Source organism: Archangium violaceum, assembly GCF_016887565.1.
GTDB lineage: Bacteria > Myxococcota > Myxococcia > Myxococcales > Myxococcaceae > Archangium > Archangium violaceum_B.
Genome location: NZ_CP069396.1, coordinates 7,926,770 through 7,951,818, shown reverse-complemented (window position 1 = coordinate 7,951,818; position 25,049 = coordinate 7,926,770). Strand labels below are relative to the sequence as shown.

Sequence of the window (25,049 nt, the reverse complement as noted above, 5' to 3'; positions counted from 1 at the left end):
GGGAGACATGCCCGCCATCACGCACAGCGATGTCGTCATTCCCAAGTCCATGTCCCCCGAGGAGCGCGCGAGTCTCACCGACGCGCTCTACGAGGTGCATCGGCAGATCTTCGACGGCGTGGAGCGGGAGTCCTTCAGGAAGTACGTGATCGACTCGAAGGCCGATCACACGTGGATCCAGCTCCACAAGAACGAGGCCGGGGAGACGGTCGGCTACTTCGCCCTGCACATCTTCGAGAAGCATTTCGGCGGAGTGCCCACGGCGGTGTTCCGCGCGGAGGCGGGCTCGCTGCGTGCGTACCGGGGGGGCAACGCCAACGCGCGCTTCGGGCTGAAGATGGCGCTGAGCTACCTGCTGAAGCACCCGGGCCGGCGGGCGTTCTACCTGGGCTCGCTGGTGCACCCGTCCAGCTACTCGCTGTTCGCCAAGTACTTCGGCGAGGTCTGGCCCCGGCGCGAGCAGGAGACGCCGCCGGAGCTGCTGGGCTTCATGGACGAGCTGGCCACGGAGTTCGGCCTGGAGCGGGTGGCGCCGGCCAATCCCCTGGTGCGCGAGGTGGGCTGGCGCACGCGCGAGACGGAGATGGAGCGCGAGTACTGGCTGCACTGTGACAAGCCCCCGGCGCGCTACTTCGTCGAGGCCAACCCGGGCTACGTCGAGGGACACGGGCTGGTGACGGTGGTGCCCATCACCGTGCCCAACCTGGTGAACATGATCCGCTCCATGGGCCAGCGGAAGCTGCGCCAGCCCATCCAGGCGACGGCGGCCCTGGTGCAGAAGACGTCCATCGGTGCCCGCATGCTGCGCCCCGAGGTGCTGCGGCAGTTGCGCCGGGCGGCCCTCTTCTCGCACTTCGACGAGGTCACCCTGCGGGAGCTGGCCCGGCGCTCGGAGATCATCACCATCGCGGGGGGCAAGTACGTCTTCCACAGGGGCGATGCCAGCGACGAGATGTACCTGCTCGCCAGCGGCGCGGTCTATGTGCTGGCCGAGGGCGGTGAGCGGGAGAAGGTCGTGGACGAGCTCGGCAGCGGCTCGCTGTTCGGGGAGATCGCCATGCTCGCGGGGGAGCGCCGCTCCGCCTCCATCCGCACCGCCACCGCGTCCATGCTGGTGCGCATCCCCCGCTCGGCGCTGCTGCCGCTGATGGAGTCCAACGTCAACCTCCGGCAGGGCGTGTGGCTGCGGTTCGCCGAGCGCCGCTTCGACGACCTGGTGCGCGGGCTCGATCGCTACGGGCACCTCGGACGCAAGGGGCGGCTGGCCTGGGTGCAGCGCGGCGAGCACCGCGATCTGAAGGCCCAGGCGACGCTCTCCCTCGAGGCGGGCACCCACGTGTTCGTGCTGTCGGGCGTGCTGGAGGTCGAGCACGAGGGCCTGTGGACGGTCGCTCGTGGCTCGATGCTCATGGAGGTGACGCGGCCCATGAAGGTGAGGGCCCAGGAGGCCACGCGGCTCATCCTGCTGTCGAAGGACGCGGCGCCCGAGTCGCCCCGGGTGGCGGGGGAGGGCGCGTCCACCGCGTCCGGGCTACGCGTGCCGCAGGGCCTCGCGTAGCACGGACTCCTTGAGCAGGTAGCCGAAGCCGGCGTTGTGCAGGCGGACCACCAGGTCCTCCCGGGTGGTCTTCAGGCCGGCCGCCGCGCGCTCCAGGTTCCAGCCGGCGCCCGCGAGCTGCTTGAGCAGATAGGCCCGCCGCGTCTGCGCCGCCGAGAGGCGGTACGTCTTGAGGTACTCGAGCGTGCCGTCTGCTCGCACGATGACTTCGCCGATGTGGTTCTCCTCGGAGGGCACCAGGCTGGTGACGAAGCGCTCGAGGTGGAACGGCCCCGCCTCGTAGACGGTGCTCGTCGTCACCTCCGCGCCGAAGAGGCCTCCGGCCATGAAGCCCTGGAAGTCCGCCCAGTCGCGCCGCATGCGCCCGACGGCATCCCGCAGGTCGGCCATCGAGGCGACCCGCTGGTCGTCGATGGACAGCCACAGGTCGGCCGCGTTGGCGAGGAAGCCATACTGCAGCAGCAGCTCGCCGTAGAAGTCTTCCAGCAGCGCCCGGTGCAACGCCCGGTAGTCCTCGGGGTGCGAGACGATGCAGGCGGACAGCAGCATGTCGGCCTTGAAGATGAGCACCCCCACCTGCTGCTCGTGGATCTCGAAGACGCGCAGGGCCTCGTCGAAGGCCGCGCTCGCCCAGCCGGGCACCGACCACTCGCTCCGGGGATCCAACCCGTGGGAGAGGGCCTCCTGCGAGTACTCGGTCCACGCCACCTCCGGTCCGCCGAAGTGCATGGCGAGGAAGCCCTCCATCGCCAGGTGCAGCGGCAGCAGCCGCAGCCGGTTCTTGTCCTCCCGGCGCGCCATGCGGTGCATCACGCGCACGGTGAACGGGCCGGCCTTCAGCACCTTGCCATCGGGCTTTTGGAGCCGCGTTCCGGCGACCACCTCCGCCTGCTTGTTGTCCCACGACATCACCAGCCCGTGCGGCACGTAGGAGACGTACTTGAGCCCGGGCTCCATCAGCCCGCCCTTCAGCGAGACGACGGCGAGGGCATCGTCGTACGTCCGCCGGGCGAAGCGCAGATCTCCCCGCACCTCGTCCCGCAGCACCGGCACCAGGCGGATGTTGCCCCACACCTGTGAGGGCGCCAGCCGCAGGCCCGTGGGCAGGAGGCGCCTCGTCTTTTCCCGGGTCATCACGCCTCCTCCTCGGCGGGGAGGGGCTCCCCAGCCGTCATCTGGGACTCCACCGGCTCCTGTCCCCGCTGCCCGCGCTCGAGCAGCCGCCGGACGCGCGCCGCGAGGTAGTCCTCCAGCTCCGACAGCGGGGCCGCGCCCTCCGCGAAGCGCGCGAAGCCCAGCACCGTGGGGAGATCCTCCGCGTCCCGCACGCCCACCGTCGGCACGAGGGCGCCAATGCCTCGCGGTGCGTAGAGCTCCGAGGCGAACACGGGGTTCGCGTGGACGATGGACGTGCGGCGCGAGGGGTCCAGCCTCGTGCGGAAGACGCGGGTCACCTCGGCCACGGCGTTCGGCGGATCGTTGTCGTAGCCGTCCGACACGACGACCACCTGGTCCGGCCTCCAGTCCAGGGCGTCGAGCAGCGGGGTGGCCAGGTCGGTCTGTCCTCGAGCCTCCAGGAGCAAAGGATCCTCGAGGGGGTTCGTCCAGAAGGCGCGGTACTCGCGGGCCGAGGCGGACAGCAGGTAATGCGCGGCGAGCGCCACGCCCAACGGACGGCGGCGCTTCTCGGTGGAGCCGGAGGCGGAATAGCTGTTGTCCAGCACGGCGGCCACCCGGCCCAGCGGCACCGGGGCCCGGCGCAGCGTCCTCGCGGCGGACTGCTCCAGCGCGGCATGCAGCTCGGCGCGCCGCTCCCGCCGCGTCTCCGGCTTCAGGGAGAGCACGTAGAGCGCCAGCTTCGTGAGCGGCGCCCGTCCGAGGTCGATGGCGATGGCTCCGTCCTCGCGCGCCGCGGCTCCCTGCAGGCGCAGCCGCTCGGCCATGGTGAGGCGCGGCTCGATGCGCTCGAGGAACACCCCCCGGGGGATGCCGTGCTTCATGGCCAGCCCCTCGGCGATGGTGAAGGGCAGCTCGAAGAGGGCGCCCTGGTCGTAGTGGGCCTGGCGGAACTTCTCCAGCAGCGGCGTCGTGTACACGCGCTTGCGCCAGCCGTGGAAGAGGAAGGGATTCAGCTCACCCGGGAGCTTCATGTGCCCGTGCGCCACCGTGGCCCGCAGCTTGGCGCGGTACTTCACCGCGTCGAAGCTCAGGTCCGGACGCCCCTCCAGGTACTCGCGGGCGATGGCGCGTGCCCGGCGGTTGTTGATGCGCCGCTCGCGCAGCAGCTCCAGCACCCGGAAGGCCCGCTGCGGCGGCAGGGCCCGGAGCGCCGAGGCGATGAGTGCTCCCTCCTCCCGCCGATCCTCGGGAGGCGTCTGCTTCCCGGTGGCCAGCAGGTTGAGGAGGATCTGCGCCTGGTTGAAGTGGTTGATGCCCGCGGCGAGCGTCCGCGCGTAGAGGCGGCGGTAGTTGCCCAGGATGTACTCGTGCAGGAAGTCGATGGCGACCGACTGGCCTCGCGCGTCGTTGTAGAACTCGCGCTGCCCCGTGCAGGAGAAGCACGCGTTCACGAACATCACCAGATCCTCGCGGGCGACCTGCTCGGCGCGCGCCAACGCCGGGTCCTTCACGGCGAACTCCTTCGACCCCATCCAGGGCTCGGGCGGGAAAAGAGGAGCCGCTCGGGGAGAGAGGACACGACTGGCTAGTCAAGCTCCAAAGGCTCGGTTCGGAAGTCGCATCACAGTCCCGCGAGCGGCCCCTTCACCCTACCATGACGGGCCCGCCGCTGGCTCCTGACACCCGGGAGGAGTCAGGACGTCGGGCGCGGGGTCCGCGGGGTCTCGCGCGGAGTGACCGGGAGCGCGCTCTCCCGGACCGGCCAGGGCTCTCCCGTGCGGCTGCCGTGGCTCCGGGCGTAGACCTGGGTGAACTCCGCCCCCAGGAAGAGGATCTGCGCGGAGTAGTAGACCCAGATGAGCACGACGGCCAGCGAGCCCGCCGCGCCGTAGCTCGAGGCCACGGTGCTCCGTCCCAGGTACAGGCCGATGCCGAGCTTCCCCAGGCTGAAGAGCAGGGACGTCACGGCCGCGCCGAGCCAGACATCCCGCCAGGCCACGTGTGTGTCGGGCAGCAGCTTGTACATCATCGCGAACAGCACGGTGATGACGGCGAAGGAGATGACGAGGTTGAGCCCCTGCCACAGCAGCGTCCAGCCGGGAAACACGTGGTCGAACCAGGCGCCGATTCCCGCCAGCGCGGCGCTCACCACCAGCGAGACGAGCAGCAGGAAGCCAATCACCAGCACCATCGCGAACGACAGGAAGCGGCTGCGCAGGAAGTTCAGCACTCCGTTCCGGGGCGGAGGCTGGACGTGCCAGATGTGGTTGAGCGCCTCCTGGAGCTGCACGAAGACACCCGTCGCACCGAAGATCAGCGCGATCACCCCCAGCGCCGTCGCGAGGATTCCGGCGCTCGGCTTCCGAGCGCTGATCATCATCTGCCCGATGACCTCGGCTCCGCTCTGGCCGACCAGATCCTGGAGCTGCGCCTGGACCTGGCCCCGCGCTGCCTCCTCGCCGAAGACCATTCCGGCCACGCTGACGGCGATGACGAGCACCGGCGCGATCGAGAACATCGTGTAGTAGGAGAGCGAGGCGGCGAACATCGGCGCCTTGTCCTCGTTCCACTCCGAGAAGGCCTGCTTCACCAGCTGCAAGGTGCTTCGAGCACGAAGCGCGACGCTCATGGTGGACAGTCCGTACAGCATGCGGCGTGCCAGCCCTCCCGGCGCTCGGTATGGCCTCGAATCGAGAGGAAGGAGGAGCCCGGGAGACCGGGACCGCTTCCGGAAGGGGGGTAATTCTTTCAGTCCTCTTGATGACTCGCCGTTACCCATGAGGAGGGTGCACGCACGGCATGGGGGCGATTGATGAAGGAGGAATACATCCGGGAGAGCGAGCAGGGGGACGTGCCCCCGTCAGAGGCTTCCGTCTCCGAGGAGGAGGGGGACTTCGAGGACTCCTTCCTGCGCGAGGTGGCCCATGCGGATGCGCTGCTCCGGGTGCCCCTGCCCGGAGCGCGGATGGGAGGAGGCGAGGGGCGCCGGTTCGAGATTCTCGAGGAGCTGGGCGGAGGCGCGATGGGACGCGTCTTCCGGGCCCGGGACGTCGAGCTTCGACGCGAGGTGGCCCTCAAGTTCCTGCTGCCCCGGAGCGCGCGGGCCGGGCAGCTGTCGGGCTCCCGGTTGTGGGAGGAGGCCCGGGCCATTGCCCAGCTCGATCACGAGAACATCGTCCGGCTCTTCGATGTCTCCGAGTGGAGAGGCGCGCCGTGGGAGCCCAACGTTCCTTTCCTGGTGATGGAGTGCTTGGAGGGGGAGTCGCTGACCTCGGTGTTGCGGCGGGGCAGGCCGGGCCTTCGGCGGACGCTGGAGATCCTGGACGCCGTGGCCGCGGGTCTGGCCCATGCCCACGCGCACCACATCGTCCACCGCGACCTCAAGCCGAGCAATGTCCTCCTCACCCGCGACGGCAGGGTGAAGCTGCTCGACTTCGGGCTGGCGCACCTCATGTCCAGCAGCTCCCCGATCGTTCCCCACCTGCCCACGGCCGGCACGCCCGCCTATATGGCGCCAGAGCAGTGGCGGGGAGGAGAGCAGGACGCGCGGACCGACCTCTGGGCGGCGGGCGTGCTGATGTACGAGATGCTCACGGGGGAGTTTCCCTATCCGTTCACCTCGCTCCAGGAGCTGCGGGAACGGGTGCTGTCTCCCGAGCCGGTGCCTGCCGTGCGCGAGCGCGTCCCGGAGCTCCCCGAGGAGGTGGAGCGGCTCGTGGCCGCCCTGCTGGTCAAGGAGCCCGCGCGGCGCCTGGGCAGCGCGTCCGAGCTGCGGACGTGGCTGCGCCGGTTGGAGGACTCGCTCGGGCCCTGGCGCGAGACGCCGAAGTTCGTGCCTCCCCAGCGGCGGCAGGTGACGCTGGTGTCCTGCACGCTCGTGACTTCCTCCAGCAACGAGGGGTGGCTCGATCCCGAGGACGCCAGCGAGCGGCATGCGGCCTTCCACCGCCGCTGCGCGGACATCATCCAGCGGTATGAAGGCGCCATCGCCCTCTCCATCGGTGAGGAGATGCTGGCCTGCTTCGGCTACCCCACGGCCCGGGAGGACGACTCGGAGCGCGCGGTCCGCGCGGGGCTCCAGTTGACCCGGGCCTTCCAGGAGGAATCCCGGCACCTGGATCACCCTGGGCTGGCCGTGCGGGTGGGCATCCACACGGATGAGGTGGTGTTCGACGCGCTCTCCCTGGACGGACAGGGGCGACTGCCCGCCCTCCAGGGCGAGGCCCCGAGGGTGGCGGCCTCCCTGTCGCGGCAGGCGGGTGCCAGCACGGTGTTGCTCAGCGGCACCACCTGGAGGCTCGTGCGGGGGGCCTTCGAGTCCGAGCCGATCGGACTTCCGCCCGTGGAGACGTATCGCGTGCTGCGCGAGCGAGGGGTGGCGTCCCGGTTCGAGCGGGCGCTCGTGGCGGGGGGCCTCTCGCCGCTGGTGGGGCGAGATTGCGAGCTGGAGCGGCTGCGGGGCTTCTGGACGCGGGCTCGCGATGGGGTTGGCGCATGCCTGCTGCTGAGCGGGGAGGCCGGTATTGGCAAGTCCCGCCTCATCCAGGAGTTATGGGAGCGGGTGTCTCCAGAGTCGAGTTACCGCCTGCGCTGCCAGTGCTGGTGGCAGTTCCGCAACAGCGCCTTCTCCCCGCTCATCGAGCTGCTGCGGTGCTTCTTCCAGTTCGGATCGGACGCGCTCCAGCGGCAGAAGCCGAGCGAGGTGGATGCGCGGTTGATGGCGCTCGGCGTTCCTCCGAAGCTGTGGCGGGAGATCTCCGTGCTCCTCGCCGCTCCCTGTACCGGAGATGACTCTTGCCTGGCCGCTCTGGAGAACCAGAAGGAGTGCAAGCGGATGGTGCTCGATGCGCTGCGGCTCCTGTTCCTGCGGATGGCGGAAGAGCGGCCGGTGCTGCTCGTCGTCGAGGATCTCCACTGGGCCGACCCCTCCACGCTGGAGCTGCTCGGCCTGCTGAGCGAGCACATCTCGAAGGCGAGGCTCCTCGTCGTCCTCAGTGCCCGTCCTGAATTCCAGCCGTCCTGGCCGCCACACCTGGGGTTCCATCCGATCGTGCTCGACCGGCTGTCGTCGGAGTCCACGGTGGCCCTGGTGCGGGGACTCGCTCGTGGCAGGAGCCTTCCGGAGGAGACGGTCTCCCAGTTGGTGGCGAAGACGGACGGCATCCCCCTCTTCGTGGAGGAGATGACGCGCCTGGTGCTCGAGCGGGAGCCCGGCGGGCACTTGCCCCCCATCCCCGTGACCCTGCGCGAGCTGCTGTTGTCCCGCCTGGATGCGCTCCCGCCCCGGCAGAAGGCCCTGGCACAGCTGTGCGCCGTGGTGGGACGCGGCTTCAGTCACGCGCTGATCTCCCAGCTCCTCGCCCGGGACGAGGCCCTGCTCCAGGAGGACCTCGCGGGGCTCGTCTCGGCGGGGCTGCTGCAACGCTCCTGGGAGGAGCCCGGCGGAGACGCGTACCAGTTCCGCCACGCGCTCATCCAGGAGGCGGCCTACCAGTCACTGCCGCGCAGCTCGCGCAGGCAGCACCACCGGCGCGTGGCCCAGGCCCTGGTGGAGCGGTTCCAGGACGTGGTGAGCGCGCGGCCCGAGGTGCTCGCCCACCACTACACGGAGGCGGGTGAGTACGCGGTGGCCCTCCCTCATTGGGAGCGGGCCGCTCAGATGGCCATCGTGCGCTCGGCGAGTCTGGAAGCGCTCTCCCATACGCAGCAGGCGCTGGCGCTGCTGCGCCACCTTCCGGATCGCCGCGCGTACCAGGGGGACGAGCTGCGGCTGTTGAACAGCCTCGGCATCCTGCTGATGGACATCAAGGGCTACGGTTCTCCCGAAGTGGAGCGGACCTATGCTCGCGTGCTGGAATTGTTCCGCCAGATGGGGGATGTGGTTCCGCAGCTCGAGCTGCTCTGGATGGGACTGGGCGCCTACTTCTCCATGACGGGGCGGTTCGACAGGATGCAGGAGCTGGCCGAGCAGCTGCTCTTGCTGGGCCAACGGCGGAAGAGCCCGGAGTTGATCGCCCAGGGCTACCGGATGTTCTCGACCCTGTGCTTCCAGAAAGGAGAGCTCGACAGGGCCCTGGACTATCGCGAGCAGGTGACGTGGCTCATGAGCTCGAGGAGTGCGCTGAACGGTGTCCTCGACGAGAAGCTCTGGTCCACCGAGCGGGTGGACGATCTGGTGATCCAGTCCTTCGTCTACGTGTTGCGCATCCAGCCACTCGAGTCCCAACAGTGCATGAACGAGCTGCTCGCGCTGGCCCGTGGCCGGGGCCATCCCGTCAATCGGGTCTGTGCACTGATCCATGCGGCCGGAATCCATCAACTCCACGGAGATGCCCGGGGCACCCTGCGATTGAGCGAGGAGGGACTCGGGCTCGCCTCCGGTATCTGGCTCCAACCCCTGGTGGCGGGAGGCAGGGCACTCCGAGGCTGGGCGTTGACGCGCCTGGGGCGGACGCGGGAGGGGCTCGAGGCCATGCGGAGCGGCATCGATCAGCTGAAGGAGTTGGGCTCCAAGGCCTTCATGCACTACTTCCTCGGACTGCTCGCGGATGTATACCTGGAGTTGGGGCGGGTGGAGGAAGGACTGTCCGCGGTGGAGGCGGGGTTGAGGATCTCGGAGGAGACGGGGGCGCGCTTCTTCGAGGCCGAACTCCACCGGATCCACGGGGAACTGCTCCGAGCGGACGGGAGGGAGGCGGAGGCGAGGTGCTGTCTGCTCCGGGCCCTGGCCGTGGCCCGGCGGCAGCGTGCCAGTCTCTTCGAGCTGCGGGCCACCCTGGCCCTGGCACGACAGCCGGACATGGCACACCCGGAGGCGGCACCGCGGAGATTGGCGCGTCTTTGTGGCCGATTCGCGCCGGACCTCGACGTGAAGGAGCTCCACGAGGCCCGGTTGCTGCTCGAGCAACTCCGGGAGGGCGGGCGGGAAGGAGTCTCCGCGTGAGGGACTCCCCTCCGTTCCGGCCTACTCCAGGACCTCCACCACGTCTCCCACGCTGATGGTTCCCGGACGCCGCACGATGACGTTCTGGCCGAACATCACCTTGTTCTTCGGGCCCATGCGCCGGTAGGTGGCGAGCGTGCGCAGCGGCTCCTGCTGGGGATCGGCCCGGGCTGTCTCCGGATCCACGGTGGTGAAGACGCAGCGGTCGCAGGGCTTCACCACGTCCAGCTCCACGGTGCCGATGCGCAGCCGCTTCCAGCCGTCCTCCGCGAAGGCACCGCAGCCCGCCACCACGAGGTTGGGACGGAAGCGGGCCATCGGGACGGGGCTCGCCAGGCGCTGGTTCAGGTCGTCCAGCGAGGCCTGGGAGATGAGCAGCAGGGGATAGGCATCCGCGAAGCCGACGCGGTCATCCGGGGTGGCGTACGTCGGATCCACCGGGCGGTTCATCCGCGCATCCACGTGCACGAGCACCGCGGGCTGCCCCAGGTACTCGGACAGCCAGCGGTCCGCCTCGGCGGCCACGCGGGCGGCGGAGCAGGTGTCCTTCCAGACGGTGACGTCGAGGCGGGGCGCGTCAGCCGGCGGCAGAGGCACCAGGAGCTCCGGCATGCCCGGCGCCGACAGCTGGAGACCCGTCGGCCCGGGGACGGCACGCAGGCGCACGAGCGCGGGCAACTCCCGTCCGGTCATGCAGGAGCCATCCGAGCGGACCGCCATCCACCGGCGGTCATGCTGGATTCCGAGCGGCTCCACCGTGGCGCGGGTCAGCGGCAGACCCGCGCACGACTTCAGGGGATAGATGGTGAGGGACGTCAGGGTGGGCACGGAGCCCTTTATGCCCTATTTCGACTGCACCAGGTTGTAACTGTTGCCGTAGAGGTCCTTGAAGACGAGGTCCCGGCCCCAGGGCAGATCGCGAACCGGTCCCTCGACGGCGACACCCGCGGCGGTGAGGGCACGGTGGTCGGCCTCGATGTCGTCGCTGGCGAGGATGATCATGGCCTGTCGGCCGATCTGCTCCGTGGCCGTCTTCGCCTCCTCGCCCTTGAACCAGGTGGAGGGATTGAAGAGGGTGATCTCGAAGTCAGGCTGGCCGGCCGGCGACACGGTGATCCAGCGAGGCCCTCCCGGGCCCATCTCGCTGTCCGACTGCTTCTTGAAGCCCAGCTTGCTCGTGAAGAAGGCGAGCGCCTCGTCTTCGTTCTTCACGTACACGGTGACGTGGGTGACACGCTGAATCACATGACCTCCGGAGTGGGTGGGAGTCAGGGCTTCTAGTCAGCCCGTTCTCCAGTGTCAAAGAACCGCGAGGGTCACCCCCGAGGGCACTCCCCGGAAGGCATCCGCCATATTGGCGCGATGTCCATCTTGACGGATGACGCCGACCAGCGTTACTAAGGAACCACGATGACGCTCCACCCTTCGACAGTCACCGCACGTGTCATGTGTCGATGCTGTCGGATGTGTTCCGGCAGCCAGTCAGCGGGTGCCGAGTTGTCGAGGAGCAAGTGACTACTTGATTCGTCCCTGACTCGCGGCCCGCCCTCGGAAGAGGAGTCGGGCCGCTTGTCTTTATATCCCTTTGTCCCGGCATGTCCTCGCCAGAGGCGACCGGCTCCGCTTTGCCTTCTTCCCCCCCGGGCCCCCCATGTCCTCGTCCCTCCAGTCATCCCACGGTGTCTCGCCGGAAGAGCTGCGTACCGCGGCGGAGGAGCTGCGTGACGCTCCCGCCGAAGTGGTGCTCGCCTGGGTCGAGCGGCGATTCGGCGCGCGCGCGGCCATCGCCTCCAGCTTCGGCGTGGAGGACATGGTCCTCATCGATCTGGCCCGCACGCACGCGCCGAGCGTGCGCCTGTTCACGCTGGATACCGGCCGGCTCCCACCGGAGACGTACGAGGTGATGGACGTGGTGCGCCGCCGCTACGGCGTGGAGATCGAGACGTTCTTCCCGGCGCGCGAGCGCGTCGAGGCGCTCGAGTCCGCCAAGGGGTACTTCTCCTTCAAGCAGAGCATCGAGGAGCGCAAGGAGTGCTGCGGCATCCGCAAGGTGGAGCCGCTGCGGCGCGCGCTCGCCGGGCGGGAGGCCTGGGTGACGGGGTTGCGCCGCGAGCAGTCGGTGACCCGCACCTCGGTGGAGAGCGTGGAGCTGGATGCCACGCACGGGCTCGTCAAGGTCAGCCCCCTGACACGCTGGACCTCCCGTGAGGTGTGGGAGTACGTGAAGACGCACGGCGTCCCCTACAACGCGCTGCACGACCGGGGCTACCCCTCCATCGGGTGCGCCCCCTGCACACGCGCGGTGCGCCCCTACGAGGACGAGCGCGCCGGCCGCTGGTGGTGGGAGTCCCCCGAGAATCGCGAGTGCGGGTTGCATGTCCGCCGCTAGCCCGGGACTCGAGGTTTCGTCATGAGCACGCACGTGGACTTCCCCGTCTGCCTCCGCCTGCAAGGCAAGCGGGTCCTCCTGGTCGGGGCGGGGAACATCGCGGACGAGCGGGGCCAGCAGCTCGTCGACGCGGGAGCGCGGCTGCGGGTGGTGGCGCCTCGTGTGAGCCCGGCCCTCCGCCGGCTCGCGGACGAGGGCCGCCTGGAGCTGCTGGAGCGTGCCTACACGTTGGGTGATGTCCACGGGCAGCAGCTCGTGTTCGTGGCCACGGATGACAGGCAGGTGAGCGAGGCCGTGGCCGAGGAGGCGCGGGCCCTCGGAGTCTGGGTGAACGCGGCGGACATCCCCGAGCTGTGTGACTTCACGCTGCCCTCGGTGGGCAGGCGCGGTCCCATCGTCGTGGCGGTCTCCACCTCCGGGCAGTCCCCCTCGCTGGCCCGGCAGCTGCGGCGCCGGTTCCTGGCGCAGGTGGGGCCCGGCCACGTGCAGATCGCCCGGCTCAGTGGGTGGCTGCGCAAGCGCCTGCCGTGCGGTGCCGAGCGGATGCGGCTGCTGAAGCAACTGGTGGAGGGCGAGGCCGGAGAGCTGCTGGCGCGCGGTCAGCGCAAGGCCGCCTGGGCCCGCGTGCGCGCCGCGCTCGAGAGTTTTGGAGAGACGACATGAGCAAGCACGGCAAGGTGTATCTGGTGGGAGCGGGGCCCGGAGATCCCGGTCTGCTCACCCTCCGGGCGGCCCGGTTGCTCGGAGACGCGGAGGCGGTGGTCTACGACCGTCTCATCCATCCGGAGGTGCTGAAGCACGCGCGGCCTCGGGCCCGGCTCCTGTTCGTGGGCAAGGAGGGTGGGGGAGAGTCGGTGGCGCAGGAGGAGATCAACGCGCTGCTCATCTCCCAGGCCCGGCTCGGGCGGATGGTGGTGCGGCTCAAGGGCGGGGATCCGTTCGTCTTCGGCCGTGGCGCCGAGGAGGCACTCGCGTTGGAGGCGGCGGGCATCCCCTACGAGGTGGTGCCGGGCGTCTCCAGCGGCGTGGCGGCTCCGGCGGCGGCGGCCATTCCGGTCACCCACCGGGGCGTGTCGGGCTCGGTGACGTTCGCCACCGGGCATCGGGCCGGGAAGGCGCCGGACTGGGCGCACCTGGCCGGGGCGGAGACGCTCGTGCTGTTCATGGCGGGCGGCCGGTTGGAGGAGGCGACGCTGGCGCTCATCGCGGCCGGTCGCTCCGCGAATACCCCGGCCGCCATCGTCGAGGCGGGCACCTGGGAGCACCAGCGGGTCATCGAGGCTCCCCTGGCGAGCATCGCCGCTCGCGCCCGCGAGGCCGCCGTCGGCTCTCCGGCCCTGTTGGTGGTGGGCGAGGTCGTCTCGCTCCGTTCCCAGCTCCCCTCGTTGTCCCGGTCGGCACCCGTGATGTCCGAGTACGCGCAATTCCTGAAGGCAGAGGCTGGTCATGAGTGAAACCCTTTCCGCTCGTCTCTCGCACCTCGCGGTGCTGGAGGCGGAGAGCATCCACATCATCCGCGAGACGGCCGCCGAGTTCGCCAACCCGGTGATGCTCTACAGCATTGGCAAGGACTCGCAGGTGCTGCTGCACCTGGCCCGGAAGGCCTTCCATCCGGCCCCGCTGCCGTTCCCGCTCCTGCACGTGGACACCACCTGGAAGTTCCGGGAGATGTACGCGTTCCGCGACCAGTTCACGGCGAAGCACGGGCTGAAGCTGCTCGTGCACCAGAACAAGAAGGCGCTCGCCGAGGGCATCAACCCCTTCGACCACGGCAGCCAGAAGTACACCCACGCGATGAAGACGCAGTCGCTGCTCGAGGCCCTCGCGGAGAACGGCTTCGACGCGGCCTTCGGCGGAGCCCGGCGCGACGAGGAGAAGTCCCGCGCCAAGGAGCGCGTCTACTCCTTCCGCGACCGTCACGGGCAGTGGGAGCCGCGGCGCCAGCGCCCCGAGCTGTGGAACCTCTACAACGGCCGCATCGACTCGGGCGAGAGCATGCGCGTCTTCCCTCTCTCCAACTGGACCGAGCTCGACGTGTGGCACTACGTCCTCAAGGAGCGCATCCCCGTCGTCCCGCTGTACTTCGCCGCCGAGCGCCCGGTGGTGAACCGCAATGGCATGTGGATCATGGTCGATGACGAGCGGATGCGGCTGCGTCCGGGCGAGCGTCCCGTGCAGAAGCGGGTGCGCTTCCGCACGCTGGGCTGCTACCCGCTCAGTGGCGCGGTGGAGTCCTCGGCCACCACGGTCGAGGACGTCATCGCGGAGATGCTGGAGGCCCGCGTGTCCGAGCGCCAGGGCCGTCTCATTGATCACGACGAAGAAGGCTCGATGGAGCTGAAGAAGCGCGAGGGGTACTTCTAATGACCGCCGCGGAGCAGTTGAAGGACAGCAATCAAGACGTTCAACGGTTCCTCGCCGATCACTCCGAGAAGGAGTTGCTGCGCCTGGCGGTGGTGGGCTCGGTGGACGATGGGAAGTCCACGCTGATCGGCCGCCTCCTCTACGAGTGCAACGGCCTCTTCGAGGACCAGGTGGCCGCGGTGAAGCGCGCCAGCGCGGGCGAGGAGATCGACTTCTCGCTCTTCACCGATGGGCTCCGGGCCGAGCGCGAGCAGGGCATCACCATCGACGTGGCCTACCGCTACTTCTCCACGCGCCGGCGCAAGGTGATCGTCGCCGACACGCCGGGACACCTGCAGTACACGCGCAACATGGCCACCGGCGCCTCCACGGCCGACGCGGGGGTCATCCTGGTGGACGCGCGCCTGGGAATCCTCCCGCAGACGCGGCGCCATGCGTACATCGCCTCGCTGCTGCGCATTCCGTACCTCGCGGTGGCCATCAACAAGATGGACCTGATGGACTTCGATCGCGCCGTCTTCGATCGGCTCGCGACGGAGTTCGGTGAGTTCGCCCGCACGCTCGGCTTCGAGCAGGTCCGCTTCTTCCCCATCAGCGCGCGCGCCGGGGACAACATCACCCTGCCGAGCGCCCGTACGCCGTGGCATGACGGCGAGACGCTCCTGGGGTGGCTGGAGTCCCTGCCGCACCAGCGGCGGCTGGACGGCGCGGCCTTCCGCTTCCCCGTGCAGTACGTGCTGCGGCCGGACCTGTACTACCGCGGGTTCGCCGGGCAGATCGCCTCCGGCACGGTGCGCGTGGGCGACGAGGTGGTGATCCATCCCTCCAAGCGGCGCACGCACATCGCGTCCATCGACACCTTCAACGGGGGCCTCCAGGAGGCCAGCGCGCCGTCCTCCGTCACCCTGCGTCTGACCGACGAGGTGGACGTCAGCCGGGGAGACCTCATCGCGCACGCCGGGCAGTCCCCGCTGGTGCTCCAGCACCTGGACGCCATGCTGGTGTGGTTCGGCGAGAAGCCCCTGGACGGCTCGCGCCGGTACCTGGTGAAGCACACCTCGAAGTACGTCCCGGCCCACGTCGAGCAGGTGCTCTGGCGCAAGGAGCTGGAGGACCTGTCCGAGGTCCCCGCCCAGTCCCTGTCGCTCAACGAGATCGGCAAGGTCCGCCTCGTCTGCAAGCGCCCGCTGGTGTGCGACCCCTACCAGGACAACCGGAAGACCGGAGCCTTCATCCTCGTCGACCCGCTCTCCAACGACACGGTCGCCGCGGGGATGATCCTCGGGCCCGCGGAGTCGGAAGGCGCCGGGAGCCGGGAGTCCCGCTCCCTCATCTCCGCCGAGGAGCGGCGCAAGCGCCTCGGGCAATCCGGTGCGGTCCTCGTGCTGGCCGGCACCCCGGAGGTCCAGGAGGGGGCGCTGCGGCTCGAGCGGGCGCTGTTCGACCTGGGCCGGCACGTGGCCACCGTCCGTGGCGACGCGGAGGCCGCCCTCTCGCTGGCCGAGGCCGGGCTGCTCGCCATCCTCTACACCCCGGTTCCGCAGGCGCGGCTGGGACTGCGTGAGCAGCTCCGCGACGCCGGCATCCCCTGGCTCGAGTTGGAGCCCTCCCAGGAGCTGGAGCACCAGGTGAAGCAGGTCCTGGCCGCTCAGGAGACGACGCCGTGACTCCTCCCGTGAATGCCCCCTCCATCCCCTCCCTGGCCACGTCGCTGGGCGAGGAGAAGGGCGCGCTGGTGCAGCGCCTCATCGAGGGCCTCGATTCCTCCTCGCTCACGTGGTTGAGCGGGTACTTCGCCGGGCTCGCCGCCCGGCAGGTGCCCGTCACCGCCACCCAGCCCGCGCCGGCCGTGGAGGCCTCGCCCCAGGGCTCGCTCACCATCATCTACGGCACCCAGACGGGCAACAGCCGGCTGCTCGCCGAGCGGCTCAAGCAGCGGGCCGAGGCCGCGGGGCTCGCGGTGCGCACCTTCCGCGCCAGCGAGTACCCTCAGCGCGAGCTGAAGAACGAGCGGCTCCTGTACGTGGTGATCAGCACCCAGGGGGATGGCGATCCCCCCGACGACGCGCGCGGCTTCTTCGACTTCGTCGTGGGCAAGCGCGCCCCCAGGCTCGAGCAGCTCCGGTTCGCGGTGCTGGCGCTGGGCGATTCGAGCTACCCCAAGTATTGCGAGATCGGCCGCGTCCTCGACGAGCGCTTCGCCGAGCTCGGGGCCTCGCGGCTGTTGGCGCGCGGTGACTGCGACGTGGACTTCGAGCCGGTGGCCGAGCCCTGGTTGGGCGAGGCCCTGGAGCGTGCGCGGACGGAGCTCGGGCCGCGGACCTCGCTGGCCACCGTCACCCCGCTGCGCAGCGTGCCGGTGACGCCCACCTTCAGCCGGGAGAATCCCTATCCCTCCCTGGTGCTGGCCAACCAGCGCATCACCGGGCGTGGAGCCCTCAAGGACGTCCGCCACCTGGAGCTGTCGTTGGAGGGCTCGGGCCTGAAGTACGAGCCGGGCGATGCGCTCGGGGTGCTGCCCCGGAATCCGCCGGAGCTCGTCGCGGCGGTGCTCTCCGAGCTGCGGCTGGAGGGCGCCACCGAGGTGACGCGCGAGGGGCGCGTCCTGCCGCTCGTGCGGTGGCTGACGGAGGAGCTGGAGATCACCCGCCTGAGCCGCCCGTTCCTGTCGAGCCACGCGGCTCGCTCCGGCAGCGGGGAGCTGCAGCGCCTGCTCACGCCGGAGGGCGGCGAGGCCCTGCGCGAGCTGCTGGCCAGCCATCAGGTCATCGACCTGCTGCGCGCCTGGCCCGCGAAGTGGACGGCGGAGGAGCTGGTGGGCGCGCTGCGCCGCCTGACGCCCCGGCTCTATTCGATCGCCTCCAGCCAGAAGCGGGTAGGGGAGGAGGTCCACCTCACGCTGGCCGTGGTGGACTACGAGGCCTTCGGGACGCGCCACGTGGGCGCCGCCTCGCAATACCTGGCGACGCGCGCCGCCGAGCAGGACACGGTGAACGTCTTCATCGAGGCCAACGAGCGGTTCCGCCTCCCCAAGGACCCGAGCCGGGACGTCATCATGATCGGCCCCGGTACGGGCGTGGCTCCGTTCCGCGCCTTCGTGCAGGAGCGCGCGGAGGCGGGGGCGAGCGGCCGAAACTGGCTCTTCTTCGGCGAGCAGCACTTCCGCTCCCAGTTCCTCTACCAGACGGAATGGCAGGAGGCCCTGAAGAAGGGGCAGCTGCACCGGTTGGATCTCGCCTTCTCGCGAGACCAGGGCCAGAAGGTCTACGTGCAGCAGCGCCTGCGCGAGAAGGGCCAGGAGCTCCACTCGTGGCTGGAGGGCGGTGCCCACCTCTACGTCTGCGGCGATGCCAAGCGCATGGCCCCGGACGTCCACGAGGCCCTGATCGATGTCATCGCGACCCATGGCGGCAAGAGCCGCGAGGACGCGAAGGCGTACCTCGAGTCCCTGCGCGAGCAGCAGCGTTACCTGCGCGACGTCTACTGAGTGAGGAACACCATGAGCAGCAAGAACCCGTCGCCCCCCGCGCTGAGCGAGGTGGAGCACATCAAGGCGCGGAGCCGTCTCCTGCGTGGCACCCTGGTCGAGAGCCTGGCCGACCCGGTCACGGGCGCCATCGCCCCGGCCGACACCCAGCTGATCAAGTTCCACGGCAGCTATCAGCAGGATGACCGCGACATCCGCGAGGAGCGCCGGCTGCAGAAGCTCGAGCCGGCCTACAGCTTCATGATCCGCACCCGCCTGCCGGGCGGCGTGTGCACGCCGAAGCAGTGGCTCGCCCTGGACGAGCTGGCCCGCACCCATGCGAACGGGACGTTGCGGCTGACCACGCGCCAAGCCTTCCAGCTCCATGGCGTGCTCAAGACCGATCTGAAGCGCACCATCGCGGGCATCAACGCCACGCTGCTGGACACCATCGCCGCCTGCGGTGACGTCAACCGCAACGTGATGTGCAACCCCAACCCCGTGGACTCGCGCGCCCACGAGGTGGTGCAACAGTGGTCCATCCGCCTCTCCGAGCACCTGCGTCCGAAGACTCGCGCCTACTACGAGATCTGGCTGGACGAGGAGAAGGTCGCGGGCGTCGAGGAGGAGGAGCCCATCTACGGCCCCACCTACCTGCCCCGGAAGTTCAAGGCGGCCATCGTGGTGCCGCCCCTCAATGACGTGGATGTGTTCTCCCAGGACCTGGGCTTCATCGCCATCCTGGAGGGCGGGGAGCTGGTGGGCTTCAACGTCGCGGTCGGCGGAGGCATGGGCGCCACGCACGGTGACAACGCGACCTTCCCCCGGCTCGCGGACGTGATTGGCTTCATCCGCCCCGAGCAGCTGCTCGAGGTCGCGGAGAACGTGGTGAAGGTGCAGCGCGACTATGGCGACCGCACCAGCCGCAAGCACGCGCGCCTGAAGTACACCATCGAGGATCGCGGCATCGCCTGGTTCGTCTCCGAGCTGGAGAAGCGTCTGGGTTATTCCCTGCAGCCCGCGCGCCCGGTCGTGTTCGAGCACAACGGCGATCGCTTCGGCTGGCTCCAGGGTCATGACGGGCGCTGGAACCTGACGCTGTTCGTCGAGAGTGGCCGAGTGGCGGACCGGGAGGAGCTGCGGCTGCTGACGGGGCTGAGGGAGATCGCCCGGGTGCACAAGGGCGACTTCCGGCTCACGCCCAACCAGAACCTGATCATCGCGGGGGTGGCTCCCGCGGACCGTCCGGCCATCGAGGCCCTGCTGGAGACGCATGGCATCACGCGCACCCAGCGCGCCAGCCCCCTGCGCAAGAACGCGCTCGCCTGCGTGGCCCTGCCGACGTGTGCCCTGGCGATGGCCGAGGCCGAGCGCTACCTGCCGCGCGTGGTGGGCCTGCTGGAGGAGCGCCTCGCGGCCCATGGGCTGGAGAAGGAGAACCTCCTCCTGCGCATCACCGGCTGCCCCAATGGATGCGCCCGGCCGTACCTCGCGGAGATCGCCCTCGTGGGCAAGGGGCCCGGCCGCTACAACCTCTTCCTCGGTGGCGACGTGCGGGGCCAGCGCCTCAACCGCCTGTACCGCGAGAACGTCGACGAGGCGGGCATCCTGGAGGCCCTGGAGCCGCTGTTCGCCGCGTATGCGCGCGACAGGAAGGCCGGGGAGGGATTCGGCGACTTCACCGTTCGCGCGGGCCATGTCGCCCCACCGCTGGGTGCTCCGGCCGCATAGGCGAACGCGAGTCACGACGCGGTGCTTCCAGCCGAAAAAGGCCCTGCTTCCCGGTGAGGAAGCAGGGCCTTTCCCTTTTCAGGGGGCTCAAGGCGTTCGCCGTCGCGGTAAGAGGGCGGCCTGACGAGCGCCAGGGCGGCCGGTATGCTGGAAGTATAATAAGGTTGGCTGTTGTCCAAGATGACTGCACGCCTGTGGCGCTGATGCCTACATGCGCGAGGAAGCAGGCATGGTTCATGGCCGAACCATTTGTGGGGGAGCTTCCTTCTATGCTGCAACAGTCCCTCACGAAACCTCCATGCCACCGCCTGCCCCGAAGAGAGATGAAGCGCAACGGCTGCTGGCGCTCGAGCGCTCCAGCCTCCTCGATACACCCCCCGAGCCCGACTTCGATGACATCGTGCGGCTCGCCGCGGAGCTGTGTGGTACCCCCATCGCGCTCGTGAGTCTGGTGGACAGGTCTCGCCAGTGGTTCAAGGCGAACGTCGGGCTGTCGGGGGTGAGCGAGACGGAGCGCGGCATCTCCTTCTGCACCCATGCCATCGAGCGCGAGGGCGTCTTCCTCGTCGAGGACGCGAGGGCCGATGAGCGCTTCGCCTTCAGCCCGCTCGTCCAGGGCGAGCCCTTCATCCGCTTCTATGCCGGTGCTGCCATCCTGACGGAGGAGGGCCATGCGCTCGGTACCCTCTGCGTCATCGACCGGCGCCCGCGGACCTTGAGCGAGGCCCAGCGCCGTGGCCTGCTCGGGCTCAAGCGCCAGGTCGAGCTGCAGATCCACCTGCGCACCCAGCTCCGGGTGGCTCAGGAGCGCAATGCCGAGCTGGAGCAGTCCCAGGAGCGGATGCGCTCGCTCAACTCGTACCTGCAGATGGAGATGCGCGAGCGCCAGCGCATGGAGCGCCAGATGCAGGATCAGCAGACGCTCATCTCCAGCGTCCTCGCCCACATTCCCCACTCGGTGTTCTGGAAGGACCGCGACAGCGTCTTCCTGGGGTGCAATCACCAGTTCGCCCGCGACATGGGCGTGTCCTCACCGGAAGAGGTCATCGGGAGGACGGACCTGGAGATGCCCTACCTGACGCGAGAGCTCGCCGACCTCTTCCGCCGGGGTGACCGGGAGGTGATGGAGTCGGGCGTCCCCCATCTCGGCTACGAGGAGACCATCCGGACCCCGGACGGGCGGGAGTCGTGGGTGATGACGAGCAAGGTGCCGCTGAAGAACCCGGATGGGACGGTGAGGGGGGTGCTCGGCATCTACATCGACTTGAGCGAGCGCCGGCGCCAGGAGAACGTGCTCCAGGAAGCCAAGAGGCTCGTCGAGCAGCACGCCGCCCACCTGGAGGCGCAGGTGCAGGAGGCACAGGCCCGCACCCGCCAGCTCATGGAGTACTCGGGTGACGCGGTCTTCCTGTTGGACGACAAGGGACGGGTGAAGGAGGTCAACCCGGTGGCGGAGCGGCTGCTGGGGCTGTCGCGGGAGCAGCTGGTCGGCACCTTCTTCGAGCTGCTCGCCCCGGAGAACGAGCGCGAGGCCCTGCGCCGGGCGCTGTCGGATCTGCGTGTCCGCGGCACGGTCCGTCTGTCGGAGCAGGGACTGCGCTCGGCCGCCGCGGGGCGCGTGGCCTTCGACATCTCCGCCTCGCTGCAGGTGGCTGGCGCGGACCGGCTCCTGCTCGTCGTCGGGCATGATCTCACCGAGAAGCGGCGGCTCGAGCAGCAGACGCTCCAGAACGATCGGCTCGCCTCGATGGGCGCGCTGGCGGCGGGCATCGCCCACGAGATCAACAACCCGACCTCCTATGTGCTCTCCAACCTCTCCTTCCTGCAGGAGTGGCGGGACGAGCTGGAGAAGGATCTGTCGGCACCGGGAGCGCTTCCGCCGCGGCTGGTGGAGATGCTCTCCGAGGCGAAGGACGTCATCGCCGAGAGTCTGGACGGAGGCCGGCGCATCCGGGACATCGTGCGAGACATGCGCTTCTTCTCGCATACGGCGGGCGAGGACCTGGCGCCCGTGGACGTGCACGCCTGCCTCGACTTCGTGCTGCGCATGGCGCACAACGCGCTGAAGCACGCGGCGGAGGTGCGCAAGGAGTACGAGGAGGGGCTGCCTCCGGTGCTCGCCAGCGAGGGACGGCTCAGCCAGGTCTTCCTCAACCTGGTCGTCAACGCCGCCCAGGCGATGCGGCCCGAGGCGTCGCGGCGGCATGTCCTCGGAGTTCGCACCTCGAGGGAAGAGGAGTGGGTGCGGATCGACATCTCGGACACCGGCCACGGGATTCCTCCCGAGGTGCTGCCGCGCATCTTCGATCCGTTCTTCACCACCAAGGCGGTGGGCTCTGGCTCCGGGCTCGGGCTGTCCATCAGCCTCTCCCTCATCCAGAAGATGGACGGAGACCTGCGGGTGCGCAGCGAGCCGGGCGTTGGCACCACCTTCACCCTGCTCCTGCCCACGCGGGAGAAGGACGACCCCGACACGTGAGCCCGGAGGATGTTCCGGGCCGTGCGCATCCCTCGGATGAAGACGGACATCGTGCCTACCAACGGTGCGTGGTGAAGAGGCAGTCGATGAGCTGCGCTTCACCCAACCCGAAGTTGGCCGTTCGTGGCACGAGATCCGGCACGGGGGTGAAGAGAATGTCGTTGGACAGGCGGGTGAAGCCGAAAGTGGACTCGATGAGTCCGGCGAGCTTCGCTTCGTGCGCCTGGTACTCGGGGGGAAACGGCGGAAAGCCGAACCAGCCCCTGCGCTCGGGAGGGGTCGTCTTCTCCGTATGGGACGCGTAGAGGGCGTACACCGGTGCGAGCTGACTCAGCAGGCAGACGACGTCTTCACAGATAGGGTCGCCTGACACGAATCCCGGTTGGGACACGCGGCAGCTGTAACAGGGATCATGCCGGGGCACGGTCGTGTCCCAGATGGAGCAGGCCGGGAATTCTCCCCGCAGTCGCTGAACGAAGCTCTTCCAGGCCGGTGTCCCCGCCGCATGGGCCTGGAGCAGCGTCCTGAGACGTTGGGCTTCTTCCGAGTCCGTGTAGCGGGGATCTTCCTTCTCGATACCCGCCGGGTAGTAACTGTGGACGAGCCGGACGAGCGCGCCGGCCTCCAATTCCGGTTTCATATGGGGGCGGTTTCATACTGTCTCGAAGGCACGAGGAGTCCTCCGTTCTCACGGAAACGTCGTCCTGGGGACGCCCACCTCCAGGAATCCGGTGACCCTGGCACCAGGGATGGAGCCAAAGTTCCGGTCTCCCAAGATGCTCTGCATGTGTTTTCTGAACTGATTACAGGCCAGGGCGGTTGGCTGCTGCTCCCGCAGGACGATGCGTGCGGTCTCGTCCGCCGCCTTGGCGGCCGCCACTTGTGCGAACTCGTCCGTTACGAGCCCGTGCACGTTTCTTTCCGGAACGCCCACCTCGACTTCACAGGTCGCGGCTTCAGGAAAGAGGCGGGAGATCCTGCCCATCAGGACGATCACCTGGGCGACCTTCCATCCACTTCTTTCTGTCCCGACAAGGGGCACGATGTTGGTGAACTGGAACGTGGAAGGCGGGATATGGCCGCCTACACACGCATGCAGGACTGCGCCCAAGAGGGCCAGGGACAGCAGGATTCCTCGTGTGGCGGGTGCATTCCAGCCGTGCATGAGTCTTCCCTCTTCTCCGCATGCGAGTTGCCTCAGCAATCGCAGTTTAGCTGAAAGAGCTTTACTGACGGTTAAATTGGTAATTCAGTAATAACATCGAACTGATTTGCATCCACACGAGGGAGATCGCATGAGACCACACAGGTTACGTCTTGAGGCCATATCCACGGTGCTGCTCGCGTTCCTGCTCCTGGCGCTGAGCCCGGAGGCGAGAGCCGCCCAGTCGACGGTGCTTCGGCTCGGAACGCCGAGCCTGTCCGCGCAGCCGGGGCAGAGCGTGACGCTGGCGATGCGGTTCAACGCCGTACCGCTGGCTGAGGACTACGCCGTCTTCGTCCACTTCATCGACCAGAACGGCGTGCACCGCTCCGAGCTCAACGCCGACCACCTGCCGCCCGTCGGTACCTCCAAGTGGAGCGGCTCCGTCGCCTACAACCGCACCGTGTCGATTCCGGCGTCGCTCCCGCTGGGCACCTATACAATCCGGGTCGGGCTCTACCAGAACCACTCGCCGTGGAACCGCGTGCCGTTGACGATGGGGACTGGCGTCACCGTCGACGATCAACTCCGCTACGCCGTCGGAACGCTCACCGTCGGCCAGCAGCCGTCCACCACCCAGGTGCTTCAGCTCGGAAATCCGAGCCTGTCCGCGCAGCCGGGGCAGAACGTGACGCTGGCGATGCGGTTCAACGCCGTGCCGATGGCCGCGGACTATTACGTCTTCGTCCACTTCGTCGATCAGAACGGCGTGCAGCACTCCACGCTCAACGCCGACCACCTGCCGCCCGTCGCCACCTCCGTGTGGAGCGGCGCCATTGCCTACAATGTCAGCAAGACCCTTCCCTCGAGCCTCGCCGCGGGGACGTACACGATCCGCGTGGGCCTCTATCCCATGGCCTCGCCGAACGACCGCGTCCCGTTGACGCCGGGCAGTGGCGTCACCGCCGATGGCGAGCTCCGCTACATCGTCGGAACGCTCACCGTCACGGGCTCCTCGCAGAACTCCGGTGGACCACTCGGGCAGGACGCGAACGCGTACCAGCTGACCTTCTCCGACGAGTTCGACAGCGGCTTCAGCACCAGCAAGTGGAACGACCACATCTGGTACAAGAGCTCCGATCCGGTCATCAACTACAAGGTCAGCAACGGTTCGCTGAAGATCTGGCCGGCCGCCGGGTTCGTCGACCGCACCATCGACACCGACGGCAAGTTCTCCCAGACGTACGGCTACTTCGAGATGCAGGCGAAGTTGCCGATCGGCAGGGGAGTCTGGCCCGCGTTCTGGCTCTACGCCCACCCGGGGGACGATCGCCCCGAGATCGACATCATGGAAGCCTACCCGGGCGGTGGTCCCGACAGTGGCTGGGGCGATGGCAACCTGCACCCGACCAACTTCGGCCTCACGCTGCACAAGGCCAACGCGGATTACACGTACCACGAGAAGCCGTACTCGACGACGCTGAGGAACTTCTCGCCCTACCAGAACGGCATCGACCTGTCCGCCGGCTTCCATACGTATGCCGTGAAGTGGGAGCCGTCTGGAATCACCTTCTACTTCGACGGTCAGCAGCTCGGGCCGAAGTACTGGGATACCGCCGGCTACTACAACAGGCCGATGTACGTGCTCCTGGACCTGTGGTTCGGCAGCGCGAGCGGTTCCCCTGACAGCTCCACGCCGACCGGCGAGGGCAACTCGTACGAGATCAACTACGTCCGGGTCTGGCAGTTCAAGTAACGCGGCCCCGTTGGTCACCTGAGCACGTGGGGCAGTCGGCCAGGCTGCCTCACGTTCCGACTGCCTGGGGCGGGGTCGGGCCGGTTCACCCGGGAGCCCC

General features: G+C 68.8%; 18 protein-coding genes. 11 read left to right on the top strand and 7 right to left on the bottom strand.

The features are described from left to right. Nucleotides 1–7: 7 nt before the first annotated feature. The gene (locus JRI60_RS31615) at nt 8–1,558 is read left to right on the top strand and encodes a cyclic nucleotide-binding domain-containing protein (RefSeq protein WP_204219662.1); all 1,551 of its coding nucleotides are present in this window, start codon (nt 8–10) and stop codon (nt 1,556–1,558) included. Here the strand turns inward: JRI60_RS31615 and JRI60_RS31610 are convergent. The 3 genes from JRI60_RS31610 to JRI60_RS31600 form a co-directional block, all read right to left on the bottom strand. Continuing rightward, nucleotides 1,532–2,692 carry an ARPP-2 domain-containing protein gene (locus tag JRI60_RS31610; protein ID WP_204219661.1) on the bottom strand — a complete coding sequence of 387 codons (1,161 nt, stop codon included), beginning with the start codon at nt 2,690–2,692 and terminating at the stop codon, nt 1,532–1,534. The genes JRI60_RS31615 and JRI60_RS31610 overlap by 27 nt on opposite strands. Next, nucleotides 2,692–4,209, bottom strand: coding sequence for a hypothetical protein (locus tag JRI60_RS31605; protein ID WP_204219660.1), 1,518 nt, complete (start codon nt 4,207–4,209; stop codon nt 2,692–2,694). Before JRI60_RS31605 ends, JRI60_RS31610 begins: the two co-directional genes overlap by 1 nt. 161 nt (nt 4,210–4,370) lie before the next feature. After that, complete coding sequence (locus JRI60_RS31600; protein WP_204219659.1) at nt 4,371–5,306, bottom strand: YihY/virulence factor BrkB family protein; 936 nt, start codon at nt 5,304–5,306, stop codon at nt 4,371–4,373. Nucleotides 5,307–5,489: 183 nt separating this feature from the next. Between JRI60_RS31600 and JRI60_RS31595 the strand changes: the two genes are divergently transcribed. Then, a complete protein-coding gene (locus JRI60_RS31595) occupies nt 5,490–9,620 on the top strand; it encodes a protein kinase domain-containing protein (protein WP_204219658.1) in 4,131 nt (1,376 codons plus the stop codon). Between the two features lie 21 nt (nt 9,621–9,641). On the opposite strand, the gene JRI60_RS31590 is transcribed toward JRI60_RS31595, so the two are convergent. Together JRI60_RS31590 and JRI60_RS31585 are read right to left on the bottom strand one after the other, a co-directional pair. Next, a complete protein-coding gene (locus JRI60_RS31590) occupies nt 9,642–10,448 on the bottom strand; it encodes an MOSC domain-containing protein (protein WP_204219657.1) in 807 nt (268 codons plus the stop codon). A gap of 15 nt (nt 10,449–10,463) precedes the next feature. Further along, entirely contained in the window at nt 10,464–10,865 is a 402-nt protein-coding gene (locus tag JRI60_RS31585) for a VOC family protein (protein ID WP_204219656.1), read from the bottom strand. Between the two features lie 406 nt (nt 10,866–11,271). Between JRI60_RS31585 and JRI60_RS31580 the strand changes: the two genes are divergently transcribed. The 8 genes from JRI60_RS31580 to JRI60_RS31545 all read left to right on the top strand — a co-directional run bounded on the left by JRI60_RS31580 (nt 11,272) and on the right by JRI60_RS31545 (nt 22,049). Continuing rightward, on the top strand, nt 11,272–12,009 hold the full coding sequence (locus JRI60_RS31580) for a phosphoadenylyl-sulfate reductase (RefSeq protein WP_204219655.1): 738 nt from the start codon (nt 11,272–11,274) through the stop codon (nt 12,007–12,009). A 21-nt stretch (nt 12,010–12,030) separates the two neighbouring features. Then, entirely contained in the window at nt 12,031–12,672 is a 642-nt protein-coding gene (locus tag JRI60_RS31575; protein ID WP_204219654.1) for a precorrin-2 dehydrogenase/sirohydrochlorin ferrochelatase family protein, read from the top strand. After that, the gene (gene cobA / locus JRI60_RS31570; protein ID WP_204219653.1) at nt 12,669–13,463 is read left to right on the top strand and encodes a uroporphyrinogen-III C-methyltransferase; all 795 of its coding nucleotides are present in this window, start codon (nt 12,669–12,671) and stop codon (nt 13,461–13,463) included. The genes JRI60_RS31575 and cobA overlap by 4 nt, the downstream gene beginning before the upstream one ends. Then, nucleotides 13,456–14,373 carry a sulfate adenylyltransferase subunit CysD gene (gene cysD, locus JRI60_RS31565; RefSeq protein ID WP_204219652.1) on the top strand — a complete coding sequence of 306 codons (918 nt, stop codon included), beginning with the start codon at nt 13,456–13,458 and terminating at the stop codon, nt 14,371–14,373. The genes cobA and cysD overlap by 8 nt, the downstream gene beginning before the upstream one ends. After that, entirely contained in the window at nt 14,373–16,040 is a 1,668-nt protein-coding gene (locus JRI60_RS31560) for a sulfate adenylyltransferase subunit 1 (protein WP_204219651.1), read from the top strand. The genes cysD and JRI60_RS31560 overlap by 1 nt, the downstream gene beginning before the upstream one ends. Beyond that, nucleotides 16,037–17,860 carry an assimilatory sulfite reductase (NADPH) flavoprotein subunit gene (locus JRI60_RS31555; protein ID WP_204219650.1) on the top strand — a complete coding sequence of 608 codons (1,824 nt, stop codon included), beginning with the start codon at nt 16,037–16,039 and terminating at the stop codon, nt 17,858–17,860. Before JRI60_RS31560 ends, JRI60_RS31555 begins: the two co-directional genes overlap by 4 nt. Nucleotides 17,861–17,872: 12 nt before the next feature. Continuing rightward, nucleotides 17,873–19,570 carry an assimilatory sulfite reductase (NADPH) hemoprotein subunit gene (gene cysI / locus JRI60_RS31550; protein ID WP_204219649.1) on the top strand — a complete coding sequence of 566 codons (1,698 nt, stop codon included), beginning with the start codon at nt 17,873–17,875 and terminating at the stop codon, nt 19,568–19,570. A gap of 298 nt (nt 19,571–19,868) precedes the next feature. Continuing rightward, nucleotides 19,869–22,049, top strand: a complete 2,181-nt coding sequence (locus JRI60_RS31545) for a PAS domain-containing protein (protein ID WP_204219648.1) — start codon at nt 19,869–19,871, stop codon at nt 22,047–22,049. 55 nt (nt 22,050–22,104) lie between these two features. On the opposite strand, the gene JRI60_RS31540 is transcribed toward JRI60_RS31545, so the two are convergent. Both JRI60_RS31540 and JRI60_RS31535 read right to left on the bottom strand, forming a co-directional pair. After that, nucleotides 22,105–22,689, bottom strand: coding sequence for a hypothetical protein (locus JRI60_RS31540; RefSeq protein WP_204219647.1), 585 nt, complete (start codon nt 22,687–22,689; stop codon nt 22,105–22,107). A 48-nt stretch (nt 22,690–22,737) separates the two neighbouring features. After that, entirely contained in the window at nt 22,738–23,214 is a 477-nt protein-coding gene (locus JRI60_RS31535) for a hypothetical protein (protein ID WP_204219646.1), read from the bottom strand. A 169-nt stretch (nt 23,215–23,383) separates the two neighbouring features. On the opposite strand from JRI60_RS31535, the gene JRI60_RS31530 reads away from it, so the two are divergent. Continuing rightward, complete coding sequence (locus JRI60_RS31530; RefSeq protein ID WP_204219645.1) at nt 23,384–24,949, top strand: glycoside hydrolase family 16 protein; 1,566 nt, start codon at nt 23,384–23,386, stop codon at nt 24,947–24,949. Nucleotides 24,950–25,049: the final 100 nt, after the last annotated feature.